Genomic DNA, 18,130 nt, shown 5'->3' on the forward strand with positions numbered 1-18,130 from the left:
CCATGAGAAGCCCGGCTTTTGCCGGGCTTTTTGTTGTTGTGCTGGCGTGTTTTGTCGAGTTTGCGGCGGCGGAGCCAGTCGGCCAGGGCTTTCTGATCGGTTTCGATCTGGCTGGGGCGTTTTCGATTGGAGTGTTTTGCGGGGTGTTGATTTGTTGTTTTTCCGCGCAATAAAAAACCCCGCGTCATCGTGTTGATGAGGCGGGGTTTTTGTTTGTTAGTCTGACGATGACCTACTTTCACACCCGTATGGGCACTATCATCGGCGCGGTTCCGTTTCACGGTCCTGTTCGGGATGGGAAGGGGTGGTTCCGGAACGCTATTGTCGTCAGACTTTGACTTTTGCTCTGACAGTATTTGACTGTCGGAGCGCAACTGGAAGAAATCGGATGTGAATCACGTGTGTGATTGCATTGAGGCGTAATTATTAGTTCTCAAGGTTATAGGATCAAGCCTCACGGGCAATTAGTATCGGTTAGCTTAACGCATTACTGCGCTTCCACACCCGACCTATCAACGTCCTGGTCTTGGACGACCCTTGAGCGTGATCGAGTCACGAGGGAAGTCTCATCTTGAGGCGAGTTTCCCGCTTAGATGCTTTCAGCGGTTATCTCTTCCGCACTTAGCTACCCGGCGATGCCACTGGCGTGACAACCGGTACACCAGAGGTGCGTCCACTCCGGTCCTCTCGTACTAGGAGCAGGCCCTCTCAAACTTCCAGCGCCCACGGCAGATAGGGACCAAACTGTCTCACGACGTTTTAAACCCAGCTCACGTACCACTTTAAATGGCGAACAGCCATACCCTTGGGACCGGCTACAGCCCCAGGATGTGATGAGCCGACATCGAGGTGCCAAACTCCGCCGTCGATGTGAACTCTTGGGCGGAATCAGCCTGTTATCCCCAGAGTACCTTTTATCCGTTGAGCGATGGCCCTTCCATACAGAACCACCGGATCACTATGACCTGCTTTCGCACCTGCTCGACTTGTGGGTCTCGCAGTCAAGCCTCCTTTTGCCATTGCACTATCAGTACGATGTCCGACCGTACCTAGGAGACCTTCGTACTCCTCCGTTACCCTTTAGGAGGAGACCGCCCCAGTCAAACTGCCCACCATGCACGGTCCCCGATCCGGATTCACGGACCAAGGTTAGAACCTCAACGACACCAGGGTGGTATTTCAAGGTTGGCTCCACGGAAACTGGCGTTCCCGCTTCAAAGCCTCCCACCTATCCTACACAAGTGACGTCAAAGTCCAATGCAAAGCTGCAGTAAAGGTTCATGGGGTCTTTCCGTCTAGCCGCGGGGAGATTGCATCTTCACAACCATTTCAACTTCGCTGAGTCTCAGGAGGAGACAGTGTGGCCATCGTTACGCCATTCGTGCAGGTCGGAACTTACCCGACAAGGAATTTCGCTACCTTAGGACCGTTATAGTTACGGCCGCCGTTTACCGGGGCTTCGATCAAGAGCTTGCACCCCATCACTTAACCTTCCGGCACCGGGCAGGCGTCACACCCTATACGTCCACTTTCGTGTTTGCAGAGTGCTGTGTTTTTAATAAACAGTCGCAGCCACCGATTCTCTGCGGCCCCCTTCTGCTCCACCCGCAGGGGTTTCACATACAAGGGGCACACCTTCTCCCGAAGTTACGGTGTCAATTTGCCGAGTTCCTTCTCCTGAGTTCTCTCAAGCGCCTTGGTATTTTCAACCTACCCACCTGTGTCGGTTTGCGGTACGGTCGATTTTAGACTGAAGCTTAGAGGCTTTTCCTGGAAGCATGGTATCGACCACTTCGGATTCAATGAATCCTCGTTATCACGTCTCATCTAAGCCCGGCGGATTTGCCTACCAGGCACGACTACACGCTTGAACCGGGACATCCAACACCCGGCTGGCCTAACCTTCTCCGTCCCCCATCGCATCTAAAATCGGTACAGGAATATTGACCTGTTTCCCATCGACTACGCATTTCTGCCTCGCCTTAGGGGCCGACTCACCCTGCGCCGATGAACGTTGCGCAGGAAACCTTGGGTTTTCGGCGAGGGTGCTTTTCACACCCTTTATCGCTACTCATGTCAGCATTCGCACTTCTGATACCTCCAGCATCCCTTACGAGACACCTTCGCAGGCTTACAGAACGCTCCCCTACCATGCGTGCAAGCACGCATCCGCAGCTTCGGTTATCAGTTTGAGCCCCGTTACATCTTCCGCGCAGGACGACTCGACTAGTGAGCTATTACGCTTTCTTTAAAGGGTGGCTGCTTCTAAGCCAACCTCCTAGCTGTCTGTGCCTTCCCACCTCGTTTACCACTTAACTGATCATTTGGGACCTTAGCTGGCGGTCTGGGTTGTTTCCCTCTTGACAACGGACGTTAGCACCCGCTGTCTGTCTGCCGTGTATCACTTTCCGGTATTCGGAGTTTGCTATCGCGGGGTAAATCGCAGTGACCCCCCCAACGATGACAGTGCTCTACCCCCGGAAGTGTCCGCACGACGCACTACCTAAATAGTTTTCGGGGAGAACCAGCTATTTCCAGATTTGTTTGGCCTTTCACCCCTATCCACAGCTCATCCCCTAATTTTTCAACATTAGTGGGTTCGGACCTCCAGTGCGTGTTACCGCACCTTCATCCTGGCCATGGATAGATCATCTGGTTTCGGGTCTACATCCAGCTACTCATTCGCCCTTATCAGACTCGCTTTCGCTACGCCTCCCCTATTCGGTTAAGCTTGCAACTGAACGTAAGTCGCTGACCCATTATACAAAAGGTACGCAGTCACCCCACGAAGGGGCTCCCACTGTTTGTATGCATGCGGTTTCAGGATCTATTTCACTCCCCTCCCGGGGTTCTTTTCGCCTTTCCCTCACGGTACTGGTTCACTATCGGTCGATCACGAGTATTTAGCCTTGGAGGATGGTCCCCCCATATTCAGACAGGATTACACGTGTCCCGCCCTACTTGTCGTACGCTCAGACCCGCCAGCGACCCTTCGCATACAGGGCTATCACCTTCTATGGCCGGGCTTTCCATCCCGTTTTGCTGAGTTACTGGTTTAGTCGTACAGGCTGTTCCCGGTTCGCTCGCCGCTACTTCGGGAATCTCGGTTGATTTCTTTTCCTACGGCTACTTAGATGTTTCAGTTCGCCGCGTTCGCTTCCACGTACCTATGTATTCAGTACGGGATGACCCAAAAGGGCCGGGTTTCCCCATTCGGACATCTGCGGATCAAAGCTCTATTGCCAGCTCCCCGCAGCTTTTCGCAGGCTTACACGTCCTTCATCGCCTGTGATCGCCAAGGCATCCACCACATGCACTTAGTCGCTTGATCCTATAACCTTGAGCTCTGACCTTCCGGCCAAAGACTTCGGTTACAAGAAGAACTTTTAAGCGCCTCGGTTGTGCTTCCCGCCTGCCGCTGGTTCGCAAACAGACAGGAAACGATGCAATCACACAACATAAAACTTACTACTGTGTGATTCGCCGGTTCTTACGAACCGACGATACATTCGACTTCTTCCAAATTGTTAAAGAACGCCATGACCCGAAGATCATGTAAAACGTCAGCACTATCGGCTCGACCGAGCCCACACTGCTGACGCTTCACCGCGCTGGACAACCGAGCCCCAAAGGGGATTGGTGGAGGATGACGGGATCGAACCGACGACCCCCTGCTTGCAAAGCAGGTGCTCTCCCAGCTGAGCTAATCCCCCATCTTGATCGTTGGTGGGTCTGGTTGGGTTCGAACCAACGACCCCCGCCTTATCAAGACGGTGCTCTAACCGGCTGAGCTACAGACCCCACTTCTCGGGTGCGCGAGCTACGCATTGAACAACCGATAGGTTGTGGATACTTGGCCCCTGAGGGCTTTTCTCTGGAAAGGAGGTGATCCAGCCGCACCTTCCGATACGGCTACCTTGTTACGACTTCACCCCAGTCATGAATCTCACCGTGGTAAGCGCCCTCCCGAAGGTTAAGCTACCTACTTCTGGTGAAACCCACTCCCATGGTGTGACGGGCGGTGTGTACAAGACCCGGGAACGTATTCACCGCGGCATTCTGATCCGCGATTACTAGCGATTCCGACTTCACGCAGTCGAGTTGCAGACTACGATCCGGACTACGATCGGCTTTCTGGGATTGGCTCCACCTCGCGGCTTGGCAACCCTCTGTACCGACCATTGTATGACGTGTGAAGCCCTACCCATAAGGGCCATGATGACTTGACGTCATCCCCACCTTCCTCCGGTTTGTCACCGGCAGTCTCATTAGAGTGCCCAACCAAATGATGGCAACTAATGACAAGGGTTGCGCTCGTTGCGGGACTTAACCCAACATCTCACGACACGAGCTGACGACAGCCATGCAGCACCTGTGTCCAGGTTCCCGAAGGCACCAATCCATCTCTGGAAAGTTCCTGGCATGTCAAGGGTAGGTAAGGTTTTTCGCGTTGCATCGAATTAATCCACATCATCCACCGCTTGTGCGGGTCCCCGTCAATTCCTTTGAGTTTTAATCTTGCGACCGTACTCCCCAGGCGGTCGACTTCACGCGTTAGCTGCGTTACTCAGAAAGTTGCCTCTCCGAACAACTAGTCGACATCGTTTAGGGCGTGGACTACCAGGGTATCTAATCCTGTTTGCTCCCCACGCTTTCGTGCATGAGCGTCAGTACAGGCCCAGGGGGCTGCCTTCGCCATCGGTGTTCCTCCACATCTCTACGCATTTCACTGCTACACGTGGAATTCCACCCCCCTCTGCCGTACTCTAGCCGTGCAGTCACAAGCGCAGTTCCCAGGTTAAGCCCGGGGATTTCACACCTGTCTTACACAACCGCCTGCGCACGCTTTACGCCCAGTAATTCCGATTAACGCTCGCACCCTACGTATTACCGCGGCTGCTGGCACGTAGTTAGCCGGTGCTTCTTCTGGTGGTACCGTCATCGACGCCATGTATTAGACAGCGCCATTTCTTTCCACCTGAAAGAGCTTTACAACCCGAAGGCCTTCTTCACTCACGCGGCATGGCTGGATCAGGCTTTCGCCCATTGTCCAAAATTCCCCACTGCTGCCTCCCGTAGGAGTCTGGGCCGTGTCTCAGTCCCAGTGTGGCTGATCATCCTCTCAGACCAGCTACGGATCGTCGCCTAGGTGAGCCTTTACCCCACCTACTAGCTAATCCGACATCGGCCGCTCCAATCGCGCGAGGTCCGAAGATCCCCCGCTTTCCCCCAAAGGGCGTATGCGGTATTAATCCGGCTTTCGCCGGGCTATCCCCCACGACTGGGTACGTTCCGATGCATTACTCACCCGTTCGCCACTCGTCGGCAGGAAGCAAGCTCCCCCCGTTACCGTTCGACTTGCATGTGTAAAGCATGCCGCCAGCGTTCAATCTGAGCCAGGATCAAACTCTTAAGTTCAATACCTGTTCGCACTCAAAGTCAGAAAACTGACATGAATGCTCAATCTTTGTGAAACTCTCGCGACCCGAAGGTCGCTACCGACAAAGACCAAGCACCCACACCTATCGGTTGTCCAAATTTTTAAAGAGCCGCTGAACAACTCACGTCCGTTCAGCGAAGAAGCGAGATTCTGACAACTTCTCAACTCCTCGTCAACCCCCGCAAACGCCTAACGATCAACGCCGCAGAGACCAACCAACGCACCACCAAAACAACTCAGAAGCGCGAAGAGGGGCGAATTATAGACCCAAAAATACTACTGTCAAGAAAAAGAAATACGGGCAAGGCTAGACGGCCTCGGCGCGGACAGTCGGGCACCCGACTCGCCTAGAGCACCAGATAGGTACGGACTTCGAACTCGCTGCCGCGCCAGGCGGAGCCAAGCGGTTTGAGCTTCTGTATGGCGCCATTTTCGGCCACGAACAGGGGCGAGCCGGGGCGCAGGGCGTTGGTGGGTGAGACGATGCGAAGGACCCCGCCGCGCCGCAGCGGGTCGCACAGCAGCACGTCGATTGGCGCTCGGCCGTCATCGGCACGCACAACGCGAGGCGCCGTGGCGAAGGTCTCAAGCCCCAGGTAGGCCTTGAGCCCTTCGTCCCGCGTCAGGCGCCGGATCATGCCAAGGCGCCATTCGCCGGTCTCATCGGGTCGGACGGCCACCAGATCACCGATGCGTGGCAATTCGCTGGAGGCCAGCGGCATCACGACCCCCATGCCATTGACGCTGGCATCCCGCAAATCCCACTGCTCCCACTCGCGTGCGCCGTTCTTGAGGACCTGCCGCAAGGTTCCGAAACCCTTGAGCGCCCGGATGCCTCCGGTCATCGGATGACGGCGATGGCGCCGGGTGACGGGTGCTTCACACCAGGCTCGCCGCAGGTGACGCATGCAGGCGCGAATCTTCTCACGCGACCCGGGACCGGAGTCGAGCACGCCGGGCACCATGCCTTTGGCCAGCATGCGCTCCAGTTCCGCCATCGCCGGGTCGGCATGCTGGGCCGAAAAGTACCAGGCATTGGGGACGTTTTCCTGGCCACTGACCAGGCGGACCGGCCCACGGCCCTCGTGCGGCTGCCAATAGAAGCGTGCGCCCTCGACCGGCATGGGACCGATGTACAACGCCGGCAGAATGTAATGGATCATCCGATCGGTGATGTCGATCAGCTCGACCGGTAACTGATCGAGGCCACCGCAGCGCAGCGCAATGGCCCGTGCCATTTCCCGCCCGGTCGTCGTGACCGTCTCGCGATCCGACCGCAGCCGTACCGGGAGCGCCTCCCGGCCTTCTTCGACCGCTTCGAGAAGAACGGCGCCGGTCCGACGCCACAGCCCCTCGTCGTACGGCCCGTACACCATGTGATCCCACTTCAGCGCGTTGGTCTCGGCACGCAACAGACGGGCAGCCAGTTCGGCGAGCAACGGCGACTGGTCGGTGTGCTCATAACGGCCTCGCTGGAGCGCCTCGGCACAGGCGCCGGACAGCTGCCGGAAGAACGCGAGGCACGAGGACCGCAGCACCTCGCCGCGCCCCGACTTGAGCACGGCGGCCTGCAAGAAGCCCCTGAGCGACGCACGCAGATACGGCTGCGAGGCCTCGTCGAGCTCGCCCAGGCCAACCGCCAGCACCATGAATTGGGATTGCGCCTGCGCCACGAGCGCGTCGAGCACGTCTCCGATTTCGGCCAGCGCAGCGACCGGATCATTGGGCGGCACGGCCCTGAGACGCCCCGGCAGGTCACGCAGGGCGGCGGGCATGTTCGGCGCAACGTCAGAGGAACTCAGCAGCATGGGCGCCCCGTTTCAGTGACCTGTCCTGTTATTTTTGGTTACCCGATTATTCCACACAAACCGGGCGAACCGAACGACCAACTGTCGCCGACAGGAGGTGCAATGCAAGCACGGCCACGGACCGCGAGCGGGTACAATTGCCCATCCCGTCCATCTGCCATCTCATCATGCAAGCCTACCTCGACCTGATGCAGCACGTGCTCGACCACGGGCATGCCAAATCCGATCGAACCGGCACCGGCACCCTGTCGGTTTTCGGCCACCAGATGCGCTTCGATCTGTCGCAGGGCTTTCCTCTGCTGACCACGAAGAAGCTGCACACACGCTCGATCATCCATGAACTGCTGTGGTTCATCGCCGGCGACACCAACATCGGCTACCTGCAGGACAACGGGGTGTCGATCTGGAACGAATGGGCGGACGCAGAGGGGAATCTCGGGCCGGTGTACGGCCACCAGTGGCGCCACTGGCCCGCCCGGGACGGGGGCGAAATCGATCAGATCAGGCAACTGGTGGAGGGGCTCAAACACAACCCGGACTCCCGACGCCACCTGGTGTCCGCCTGGAATCCGGCCGATGTGGACCGGATGGCCCTGCCGCCGTGTCATGCGCTGTTTCAGTTCTACGTTGCCGACAACCGACTGTCCTGCCAGCTCTACCAGCGCAGCGCCGACATCTTCCTCGGGGTGCCGTTCAATATCGCCTCCTACGCCCTGTTCACCCTGATGGTGGCGCAGGTGTGCGGTTACGAGCCGGGCGATTTCGTGTGGACCGGGGGGGACTGCCACCTGTATTCGAACCACCTGGAACAGGCCCGGCTGCAGCTGTCGCGCACGCCGCGCCCCTTGCCGCGAATGAAGCTCAACCCTGCGGTCACCGATCTGTTCGCGTTCCGCTTCGAGGATTTCGAGCTCGAAGGCTACGATCCGCATCCGCACATCCCGGCGCCGGTGGCGGTATGAAGCAGCCACAGCTGATCCTGATCGCCGCGGTCGCACGGAACGGCGTCATCGGCCGGGAGAACACGCTGCCGTGGCGCCTGAAGGCGGATCTGGCGCACTTCAAGCGCACCACGCTGGGCAGCCCGGTCATCATGGGGCGCAAGACCTGGGAATCGCTGGGGCGCCCGCTGCCGGGCCGGCTCAACATCGTCGTCAGTCGCAACTCCGGCTACGACGCCCCGGGTGCGACCGTGGTCTCCAGTATCGATGCCGCACTGGCGGCCTGCAGCCCGGCGGAACAGGTCTTCCTGATCGGCGGCGCCCAGCTCTATGCACAGAGCATCGCCCGCGCCGACCGCCTCATCCTGACCGAGGTGGACGCCCGCATCGAGGGCGACGCCCACTTCCCGCCGGTCGACCCGGCGACGTTCCGCGAGGTGAGTCGGCAGCACCTGCCGGCGGATGCCGACAACGACTACGCGATGGATTTCGTGGAATACGAGCGCACCGCCACCTGAAGCGGCGGCGCGCCGCGATCGCCGTCAGCCCTGACGGACGCAGTCCACGTGATAGCTGGAGCCCCCCTCGGCCTCTTCCTTGACCAGGCCGTGGATGTCGGTCTCGAAGCCCGGGAAGGCAGCGTTGAAATCGCGCGCGAAACGCAGGTAGCGCACGATGGTGGCATTGAAGCGCTCACCCGGGATCAGCAGCGGGATGCCCGGCGGATACGGCGTCAGCAACACGCTGGTGACCCGGCCTTCGAGCGCGTCGATCGGCACGCGCTCGATCTCCCGATGGGCCATCTTGGCGAAGGCATCGGCCGGCCGCATGGCCGGCACCATGTCCGACAGGTACATTTCGGTGGTCAGACGCGCCACATCGTGGTCGCGATAGAAGCCATGGATGCGTGAGCACAGGTCCTTGAGGCCGACCCGCTCGTAGCGCGGGAACTTGGCCACGAACTCAGGCATCACCCGCCACAGCGGCCGGTTGCGGTCGAAGTCGTCCTTGAACTGCTGCAACTCGGTCACCAGGGTATTCCAGCGGCCCTTGGTGATGCCGATGGTGAACATGATGAAGAAGGAGTAAAGCCCGGTCTTCTCCACCACGATGCCATGCTCGGCCAGATAGCGGGTGAGCACGCCGGCGGGGATGCCCCAGTCGGCGAAGTCACCTTCCACGTCCAGGCCCGGGGTGATGACCGTCGCCTTGATCGGGTCGAGCATGTTGAAACCGTCGGCCAGCTCGCCGAAGCCGTGCCAGCGCTCGCCGGCCTTGAGCATCCAGTCCTCGCGCTCGCCCATGCCGTCGTCGGACAGGTAGTCCGGCCCCCAGACCTTGAACCACCAGTCGTCCGCACCGAATTCCTCGTCGACCTTGCGCATCGCGCGGCGGAAATCGAGCGCCTCGGCAATGGACTCCTCGACCAGCGCCGGGCCACCCGGTGGCTCCATCATCGCCGCGGCCACATCGCAGGACGCGATGATCGAGTACTGCGGCGAGGTGGAGGTATGCATCAGATAGGCTTCGTTGAAGATGTCGCGGTCGAGCTTGCGGGTCTTGGAATCCTGCACCAGGATCTGCGAGGCCTGCGACAGGCCGGCCAGCAGCTTGTGGGTCGACTGGGTCGAGAACACCATGGACGACTCGCAGCGCGGGCGCTCGTCCCCGATGGCGTGGTAGTCGCCGTAGAAGTCGTGGAAGGCGGCATGGGGCAGCCAGGCCTCGTCGAAATGCAGGGTGTCGATCTGCCCGTCGAGCATCTCCTTGATCGCCTCGACGTTGTAGAGCACGCCGTCGTAGGTGGACTGGGTGATGGTGAGGATGCGCGGCTTCTTGCCGTTCGTCTGCCCGGCAAAGGGGTTGGCGGCGATCTTCTTGCGGATGTTCTCGATCTTGAATTCCTCGAGCGGAATCGGACCGATGATGCCGTAGTGGTTGCGCGTCGGCGTCAGGAACACCGGCACCGCGCCGGTCATGATGATCGAGTGGAGAATGGACTTGTGGCAGTTGCGGTCCACCACCACCACGTCGCCCGGCGCCACGGTGGTGTGCCACACCATCTTGTTGGAGGTGGAGGTGCCGTTGGTGACGAAGTACAGGTGATCGCAGTGGAAGATGCGCGCCGCGTTGCGCTCCGAGGCCGCCACCGGGCCGGTGTGGTCGAGCAGCTGGCCGAGTTCCTCGACCGCGTTGCACACGTCGGCGCGCAGCATGTTCTCGCCGAAGAACTGGTGGAACATCTGCCCCACCGGGCTCTTCAGAAAGGCGACGCCGCCCGAATGCCCCGGGCAATGCCACGAATAGGAGCCGTCCGCCGCGTAGTGGGTGAGTGCGCGAAAGAACGGCGGCGCCAGGCTGTCCAGGTACACCCGCGCCTCGCGCACCACATAGCGGGCGATGAACTCGGGGGTGTCCTCGAACATGTGGATGAAACCATGCATCTCGCGCAGCACGTCGTTGGGGATGTGCCGCGAGGTGCGCGTCTCGCCGTAGAGGAAGATCGGGATGTCCGCATTCCGGTTGCGGATCTCCACGACGAAGGCGCGCAGGTCGCCGATGACCTTGGTCGCCGCCTCGGGGGAGTCGAACTCCTCGTCGTCGATCGAGACGATGAAGGCCGAAGCCCGGCTCTGCTGCTGGGCGAAGGAGGACAGGTCACCATAACTGGTGACGCCGAGCACCTCCATGTTCTCGCCTTCGATGGCCTTGGCCAGCGCGCGGATACCCAGCCCGCTGGTGTTCTCGGAACGGAAGTCTTCATCGATGATGATGATCGGAAACTGGAAACGCATGCTCGCCCCCAAAAATCAGAAAGCCCGCGGGGCACGGCGCCCCCGGGCATCAGCGTAACGCCGCTGCGTTACGGTCGTTCTCGTGTCGCGGGCCATCGGCCCGGCCACCGTCGGTTCAAATCTTCGGCAGCGTAACGCCACGTTGTCCCTGGTACTTGCCGCCGCGATCGCCGTAGGAGGTTTCGCACACCTCATCGGACTCGAAGAACAGCATCTGCGCCACGCCCTCGTTGGCATAGATCTTCGCCGGCAGCGGCGTGGTGTTGGAGAATTCCAGCGTCACATGGCCTTCCCACTCCGGTTCGAGCGGGGTCACGTTGACGATGATGCCGCAGCGGGCGTAAGTGCTCTTGCCCAGGCACACGGTCAGCACGCTGCGCGGGATGCGGAAGTACTCGACCGTGCGCGCCAGCGCGAAGCTGTTCGGCGGGATGATGCACACATCACCGGTGAAATCGACGAAGTTGCCCGAATCGAAGGCCTTCGGATCGACGATGGTCGAGTTGATGTTGGTGAAGATCTTGAATTCGTTGGCACAGCGCACGTCGTAGCCATAGCTCGAGGTGCCATAGGACACGATCCTGCCGCCCTCGTTCTCGCGCACGAGTTCGGGGGCGAAGGGTTCGATCATCCCCTCGTTCTCCGCCATGCGGCGAATCCACTTGTCCGACTTGATGGACATCTCACACTCCGATCGGCCCCGGCGCACCGGTACCTGTGCCGTAAAATCCGCCCATTCTAGCGGCCGCACGCCACGAATCAAGCGCCACCGGCGCACATTCCCGCCGGTGTGCCGCGCTTGAGACAAGCGCGCGGCGCCGTCCCAAGGGCAGCGACGCCCGCCGAGCGCGGTCCGCGGCCTCGCATGTCGCGGCGCGACCCGAAGGCGGGCGCTCTTTCCGGTCTTTACGTGTTCTGCACCACGATGCTGGGGAACTTGTGGCTCATGTCCTTGGCGCGCGCGGCCACCCGGCCGGCCACCCCGAGGGCGATGTCGCGATACAGCTGCGCCTCGCGGCTGTCCGGATCGGCCACCACGGTCGGGCGGCCCGAATCGGCCTCCTCGCGGATCTTCAGGTCCAGCGGCAACGCGCCCAGATAGGGAATGCCGAAGTCCGCGCACATCTTCTGCCCGCCGCCGGTGCCGAAGATGTGCGACTCGTGGCCGCAGTTGGCGCAGATGTGGACGCTCATGTTCTCCACCACACCGAGGATGGGCACGCCCACCTTCTCGAACATCTTCACGCCCTTGCGCGCATCGAGCAGGGCGATGTCCTGCGGCGTGGTGACGATCACCGCGCCGGTAAGCGGCACCGTCTGCGACAGGGTCAGCTGGATGTCGCCGGTACCCGGCGGCATGTCGACGATCAGGTAGTCCAGATCCGACCAGTTGGTTTCGGTCAGCAGCTGCTTGAGCGCCTGGGTCGCCATGGGGCCGCGCCACACCATCGGCGTGTCCGCTTCGATCATGAAACCGATGGACATGACCTGCACGCCATAGGCTTCGAGGGGGGTCAGCGACTTGCCGTCCGGCGACTCCGGATTGCGCCCTTCCAGGCCCAGCATCTGGGGTTGCGACGGGCCGTAGATGTCCGCATCCAGCACCCCCACCTTGGCGCCCTCGGCCGCCAGCGCCAGCGCCAGGTTGGCGGCGGTGGTGCTCTTGCCCACCCCGCCCTTGCCCGAGGCCACGGCGATGATGTTCTTCACCCCGGCGAGCAGTTTCACGCCCTGCTGCACCGCATGGGCGACGACGTTCCCACTGACCGTCACCTCCACCGACCCGACGCCGGCCACACCTGAGACCGCATCGCGCACGAGGGCACGCACGGCCTCGGCCCGGGTCCCGACCGGGTAGCCCACCTCGATCGCCACACTGACCTTGTCGCCGTCGATGGCGATGTTGCGCACGCAGCGCGCGCTGACGAAATCCTTGTCCGTCAGCGGATCGACGAGCTGTTTGAGCGCCGCCTGAATATGTTCCTGAGCAAGTTCCATCGTGACTCCAAAATTCGCCTGGGCGACCGCAGTGGCCACCATCACACGCCAATCATACCGAAGCGCCCGGCGGAGTTCTCCCCCGCGACGAGAAGGGTCACTGGATGGCGCGACGCGATAAGATGGCGCCCATGCCCAAAATGCACCCTGCCCTGTGCGCGCTGGCCGCCTGCCTGCTGGTCAGCGCCTGCGCCGTGACCCCGGCCACCTCGCCTCCGACCGACACCGAGCGGGCCGTCGAGGCGGCAGCGCCGGCGGTCGACTGGGCGGCCATCGCCAAGCCTTTCGAAAGCGCCGCCGCCGAGGGCGTCACCGTGAGCGTGGCACCCACCGGCGGGCTGGATGTGGTGATTCCCGCCGCCGATGGCTTCGAGACCGCCAGCGCGCTGTTGCGCCCGGCGCTGCAATCCAGCCTCGACGCCCTGGTCGCGCCACTGCAGGCGCAGCCGACGCTGCAGGCACTGATCGTCGGTCACACCGACAGCATCGGGCGCGAAGGCTACAACATGCTGTTGTCGCGCAAGCGTGCCCGGGCGGTGCGCGACTATCTCATGGCCGCCGGCATCGATCCGATGCGCCTGACCGCGGAAGGGCGCGGCGAAACCGAACCGGTCGCCGACAACGACACGCCGGAAGGCCGCAGCCGCAATCGGCGCGTCGAAATCCGCCTGTTTCTGCCCCGGTAGATGCACGAGGTGTGACGCGAGCGGCAGACGCTTTGATAAACTTCCGCTTTTGGCAGCAACCGCGGAACGTTCATGTCGCGCAAGATCTTCGTCACCAACGCCCTGCCCTACGCCAACGGCGACATCCACCTGGGGCACCTGGTCGGGTACATCCAGGCCGACGTCTGGGTGCGCTTCCAGCGCATGCAGGGCCATGAAGTGCATTATGTGTGCGCCGACGACACCCACGGCACGCCGGTCATGTTGCGCGCCGAGAAGGAAGGCGTCAGCCCCGAGCAGCTCATCGCCCGGGTCCACGGCGAGCACCTGCGCGACTTCACCGACTTCTCGGTAGCCTTCGACAATTACCACTCCACCCATTCGGACGAAAACCGCTTTTTCGCCGAGGACATCTACGCCAAGCTCAAGGCGGCCGGCCTGATCGAGACGCGCGCCATCGAGCAGTTCTACGACCCGGTCAAGCAGATGTTCCTGCCCGACCGCTTCATCAAGGGCGAATGCCCCAAGTGCGGCGCGGCGGACCAGTACGGCGACAACTGCGAAGTGTGTGGCGCGGCCTACGCCCCCACCGACCTCAAGAACCCGTTCTCCGCGGTCTCCGGCGCCAAACCCGAGATGCGTTCGTCAGAACACTATTTCTTCAAGCTGTCCGACCCGCGCGCGGTCGATTTCCTGCGCGACTGGACCCAGGGCAGCAACGCCAGCGGCACCCGGCGCCTGCAGGCCGAGGCGGCCAACAAGATGAAGGAGTGGCTCGGCGAGCCGGGCGAGAACAAGCTCTCCGACTGGGACATCTCGCGCGATGCGCCCTACTTCGGCTTCGAGATTCCGGGCGCGCCGGGCAAGTACTTCTACGTGTGGCTGGACGCCCCGATCGGTTACTTCGCCAGCCTCAAGCATCTGGCCGAGCGCAGCGGCGCCATCGACATCGACCGCTTCATCGGCGGCGAGGCAGCCCGCGACACCGAGATGGTCCATTTCATCGGCAAGGACATCCTCTACTTCCACGCCCTGTTCTGGCCCGCGATGCTGCATTTCGCCGGCTACCGCACGCCGAGCCAGCTGGCGGTGAACGGGTTCCTCACCGTCGATGGCGCGAAGATGTCCAAGAGCCGTGGCACCTTCATCACCGCGCGCTCCTACATCGAGCAGAAGCTCAACCCGGAGTGGCTGCGCTACTACTTCGCCGCCAAGTCCAACGGCACCATGGAAGACGTGGATCTGTCGCTCGACGACATGATCGCCAAGGTCAACGCCGATCTGGTGGGCAAGTTCATCAACATCGCCAGCCGCTGCGCCGGCTTCATCACCAAGCGCTTCGACGGCAAGCTCGGCGCGCCGGACCTGGACGCGCTCGCGCCCTACCGCGCCAGCCTCGATTCGGGTGAAGTCGCCAGGGCCTACGACAACCGCGACTACAGCCGCGCCCTGCGCGAGATCATGCGCCTGGCGGACGCAGCCAACGCCTATGTGAACGATCACAAGCCCTGGGAGCTGGCCAAACAGGACGGACAGGATGCGGCGCTGCATCGCGTCTGCTCCACCGCGCTCAACCAGTTCCGCATCCTCGCCGGTCTGCTCAAGCCGATCCTGCCGACCGTGGCGGCACAGGTAGAAGCCTTCCTGAACATTGCACCGCTGACATGGGGTCAGCTGACCGACACGCTGCCCGCCGGTCACGCCATCAACAAGTACCAGCACATGATGACCCGCATCGAACGCGCCCAGATCGACAAGCTCATCGACGCCAACAAGGCGTCGCTGGCGCCGGTGCCCGAGAACAGCAGCCGCCAGCGCCATGCCGAATCCCAGCAAAAGTCGGCCGAGGCCCAGGCCGGCGCGGACGACACCATCAAGATCGACGACTTCACCAAGGTGGATCTGCGCATCGCGAAGATCGTCTCGGCCGAACACGTCGAGGGCGCCGACAAGCTGCTGCGCCTGCAGCTCGACATCGGCGAGGACCAGCCCCGCCAGGTCTTCGCCGGCATCAAGTCGGCCTACGATCCGGCCACCCTGGTCGGCCGGATGACAGTCATGGTCGCCAACCTCGCCCCGCGCAAGATGAAGTTCGGCATGAGCGAGGGGATGGTGCTGGCCGCCTCCGACGAGAGCGGTGCCACCCCGGGCCTGTTCATCCTCTCCCCCGACGCCGGCGCCACCCCCGGCATGCGAGTGAAATGACCATGAACGACACCCAAGACCTCGCCAAGGCAGGCCTCTCCAAGTGGATCGCCCTCCATGTGATCGGCTCGCTGATCGCCGTCCTCGGCGCCCTCTACCTGCTCGCCAACATGACCCTGATCCCCGGCGTGCCCGGCTCGCCCTTTCAGGCGCTGGCGATGCTGGCCGGCGGCCTCATCCTCGACTTCTGGGGTGTGGTCGGCCTGACCCGGATCCTGCGCGCACGCAAGGCCGCCAAGGCGGCAAAGGCATGAGCGCCAATCCCATCGCCCGGCGTCTGGTCATCACCGGCACGGTGCAGGGGGTCTGGTATCGCGCCAGCACCGTCGAGGCCGCGCAGCGGCTGGGCGTGGCCGGCTGGGCGCGCAACTGCGCCGACGGCTCCGTCGAGGTGCTCGCCGTCGGCGCGCACGACGCGGTGCACGCGCTCATCGAATGGGCCCACGACGGCCCGCCCAAAGCCGTGGTCAGCCAGGTCGCGACCACGGTCGTCGAGGTTCCCGAACCGCCCCCGACCGACTTCTCCATCGCCCCCGACGCATGATCCGCTTCCGCCCCCGCCTGCTCGACGCGCTCAAGGACTACTCGCGCACCCAATTCGCCCAGGACGCCGGCAGCGGCGTCACCGTGGGCGTGCTCGCGCTGCCGCTGGCCATGGCCTTCGCCATCGCCTCGGGCATGTCGCCCACCGCAGGCATCTGGACCGCCATCGTCGCCGGCCTGATCATCTCCCTGCTGGGTGGCTCGCGCGTGCAGATCGGCGGACCCACCGGCGCCTTCATCCCCATCGTCTACGGCATCGTCGCCGACTACGGCGTCGCCAACCTGCTGGTGGCCACCCTGCTGGCCGGCATCATGCTGTTCGCCATGGGCGCCTTCCGCCTCGGCGGCCTGATCCGCTTCATCCCGGTCTCGGTGGTCACCGGCTTCACCAACGGCATCGCGGTGGTGATTTTCCTCTCCCAGATCAAGGACTTCCTCGGTCTCAAGATCGCCGAGCTGCCGGGCGATTTCTTCGGCAAGGTCAGCACCCTCGGCCAGCACCTGCACACCATGCACGGGCCGACCGTGGCGGTCGCCGTCGCCTCCCTGCTCACGCTCATCTTCTGGAATGCGCTCGCACGCCGCTTCCGGCCGCTCGCGCGGGTACCGGGCCCGCTGGCGGTGCTCGTCATCGCTACCGCGATCAATGCCCTCGTCGGCCTGCCGGTGGATACCATCGGCACCCGCTTCGGCGGCATTCCCCAGTCGGTGCCGGCCATCGGCCTGCCGGACCTCGATTTGTCCGCGCTCAGCAAACTCATGGCGCCGGCGCTCACCATCGCCATGCTCGGCGCCATCGAATCGCTGCTCTCGGCGCGGGTCTCCGACAACATGATCGACGACCGGCACGACCCCAACCAGGAGCTGATGGCCCAGGGCCTGGCCAACATGGCTGCGCCCCTGTTCGGCGGCTTCGCCGCCACCGGCGCGATCGCGCGTACCGCCACCAACATCCGCAGTGGCGGGCGCACCCCGGTGGCCGGCATCATCCATTCGCTGGTGCTGCTCGCCGTGGTCCTGGCGCTGGCACCCATGGCGGCCTACATCCCGCTGGCCACCCTGTCGGCGATCGTGGTGATGGTCTCGGTGCACATGGGCGAATGGCATGCCTTTGCGCATCTGAAGCGCTTCTCCATGGCCTACCGCACCATCATGCTGGGCACCTTCTTCATCACCGTGGTCCTCGACCTCACCCTGGCGGTCGAGATCGGCCTGGTGCTCTCCAGCCTGTTCTTCATCCGCCGCGTCTCCGACCTCACCCGGATCGAGCCGGTGAGCCTGCCCGAGGGCGTGTGCGAGCGCAGCGGCGACCGCCTGCTGGTGTTCCGCCTCTTCGGCAGCCTGTTCTTCGGCGCCGCCAACAAGCTCGAAGACCTGCTCCACGAGCTCGACCGTCATCCGAAAGTCATCGTCCTGGCGCTCGACAAGGTCATCAACATCGACACCAGCGGCCTCGACATCCTCCAGACCCTGCATCGCGCCATGCGCAAGCGCGGCGCCACGCTGCTGCTGTGTGAGCTGAACCCGCAGCCGCGCTCCATCATTGTGCGCTCGGGCTTCCTCGATGCGCTGGGTGCGGCGAACGTGACCGACACCTACGCGCAGGCCCTCGCGCGCGGCCAGAAGCTGTGCGCCGACGACGCGGCCAGTGCCACCCCGCCACCGGTGCCGCCGCTGCCGTAGCCTTCCCCCGGGTCGCGGCGCGGCCCTCGGGTGCCGTATGCCGTTTGACCGA

General features: G+C 62.4%; 12 protein-coding genes, 2 tRNA genes and 3 rRNA genes. 8 read left to right on the forward strand and 9 right to left on the reverse strand.

Translation table 11 applies throughout. The features are described from left to right. Positions 1-2 precede the first annotated feature (2 nt). Positions 3-173: a hypothetical protein gene (locus G3580_RS15485; protein WP_173767009.1), complete on the forward strand. Its 171-nt coding sequence runs from the start codon at positions 3-5 to the stop codon at positions 171-173. 46 nt (positions 174-219) lie between these two features. On the opposite strand, the gene rrf is transcribed toward G3580_RS15485, so the two are convergent. The 6 genes from rrf to G3580_RS15515 all read right to left on the reverse strand — a co-directional run bounded on the left by rrf (position 220) and on the right by G3580_RS15515 (position 7,248). After that, a 5S ribosomal RNA gene (gene rrf / locus G3580_RS15490) occupies positions 220-332 on the reverse strand. A gap of 111 nt (positions 333-443) precedes the next feature. After that, positions 444-3,331: ribosomal RNA gene (locus G3580_RS15495) — 23S ribosomal RNA — on the reverse strand. A gap of 306 nt (positions 3,332-3,637) precedes the next feature. Continuing rightward, positions 3,638-3,713 (reverse strand) — tRNA-Ala (locus G3580_RS15500). A gap of 11 nt (positions 3,714-3,724) precedes the next feature. Next, positions 3,725-3,801: transfer RNA gene (locus G3580_RS15505), tRNA-Ile, on the reverse strand. A 77-nt stretch (positions 3,802-3,878) separates the two neighbouring features. Next, positions 3,879-5,418 (reverse strand): 16S ribosomal RNA (locus tag G3580_RS15510). The 16S, 23S and 5S rRNA genes sit together here with 2 tRNA genes alongside, the layout of an rRNA operon. 369 nt (positions 5,419-5,787) lie before the next feature. Next, the gene (locus G3580_RS15515) at positions 5,788-7,248 is read right to left on the reverse strand and encodes a hypothetical protein (protein ID WP_173767011.1); all 1,461 of its coding nucleotides are present in this window, start codon (positions 7,246-7,248) and stop codon (positions 5,788-5,790) included. Between the two features lie 167 nt (positions 7,249-7,415). Here G3580_RS15515 and G3580_RS15520 point away from each other — a divergent pair, with 167 nt between their 5' ends. Together G3580_RS15520 and folA are read left to right on the forward strand one after the other, a co-directional pair. Beyond that, positions 7,416-8,210 carry a thymidylate synthase gene (locus G3580_RS15520; protein ID WP_173767013.1) on the forward strand — a complete coding sequence of 265 codons (795 nt, stop codon included), beginning with the start codon at positions 7,416-7,418 and terminating at the stop codon, positions 8,208-8,210. Beyond that, positions 8,207-8,707: a type 3 dihydrofolate reductase gene (gene folA / locus G3580_RS15525; protein ID WP_173767015.1), complete on the forward strand. Its 501-nt coding sequence runs from the start codon at positions 8,207-8,209 to the stop codon at positions 8,705-8,707. The genes G3580_RS15520 and folA overlap by 4 nt, the downstream gene beginning before the upstream one ends. Positions 8,708-8,731: 24 nt before the next feature. Here folA and G3580_RS15530 read toward each other — a convergent pair whose 3' ends face one another. From G3580_RS15530 to apbC, 3 genes are all read right to left on the reverse strand, one after another. Further along, the gene (locus G3580_RS15530) at positions 8,732-10,984 is read right to left on the reverse strand and encodes an arginine/lysine/ornithine decarboxylase (protein ID WP_173767017.1); all 2,253 of its coding nucleotides are present in this window, start codon (positions 10,982-10,984) and stop codon (positions 8,732-8,734) included. 115 nt (positions 10,985-11,099) lie between these two features. After that, complete coding sequence (dcd, locus tag G3580_RS15535; protein WP_173767019.1) at positions 11,100-11,666, reverse strand: dCTP deaminase; 567 nt, start codon at positions 11,664-11,666, stop codon at positions 11,100-11,102. A gap of 224 nt (positions 11,667-11,890) precedes the next feature. Next, positions 11,891-12,982, reverse strand: a complete 1,092-nt coding sequence (apbC, locus tag G3580_RS15540; protein ID WP_173767021.1) for an iron-sulfur cluster carrier protein ApbC — start codon at positions 12,980-12,982, stop codon at positions 11,891-11,893. A 131-nt stretch (positions 12,983-13,113) separates the two neighbouring features. Here apbC and G3580_RS15545 point away from each other — a divergent pair, with 131 nt between their 5' ends. The 5 genes from G3580_RS15545 to G3580_RS15565 all read left to right on the forward strand — a co-directional run bounded on the left by G3580_RS15545 (position 13,114) and on the right by G3580_RS15565 (position 18,078). Continuing rightward, entirely contained in the window at positions 13,114-13,668 is a 555-nt protein-coding gene (locus G3580_RS15545; protein ID WP_173767023.1) for an OmpA family protein, read from the forward strand. A gap of 72 nt (positions 13,669-13,740) precedes the next feature. Then, the gene (gene metG / locus G3580_RS15550) at positions 13,741-15,852 is read left to right on the forward strand and encodes a methionine--tRNA ligase (protein ID WP_173767025.1); all 2,112 of its coding nucleotides are present in this window, start codon (positions 13,741-13,743) and stop codon (positions 15,850-15,852) included. 2 nt (positions 15,853-15,854) lie between these two features. Further along, positions 15,855-16,106 (forward strand): hypothetical protein, encoded by a 252-nt coding sequence (locus G3580_RS15555; RefSeq protein WP_173767027.1) that lies wholly within the window; start codon positions 15,855-15,857, stop codon positions 16,104-16,106. Next, entirely contained in the window at positions 16,103-16,396 is a 294-nt protein-coding gene (locus G3580_RS15560; protein WP_173767029.1) for an acylphosphatase, read from the forward strand. The genes G3580_RS15555 and G3580_RS15560 overlap by 4 nt, the downstream gene beginning before the upstream one ends. Next, positions 16,393-18,078, forward strand: coding sequence for a SulP family inorganic anion transporter (locus tag G3580_RS15565; protein WP_173767031.1), 1,686 nt, complete (start codon positions 16,393-16,395; stop codon positions 18,076-18,078). The genes G3580_RS15560 and G3580_RS15565 overlap by 4 nt, the downstream gene beginning before the upstream one ends. Positions 18,079-18,130: the final 52 nt, after the last annotated feature.

Source organism: Nitrogeniibacter mangrovi (assembly GCF_010983895.1).
Classification (GTDB): Bacteria; Pseudomonadota; Gammaproteobacteria; order Burkholderiales; family Rhodocyclaceae; genus Nitrogeniibacter; species Nitrogeniibacter mangrovi.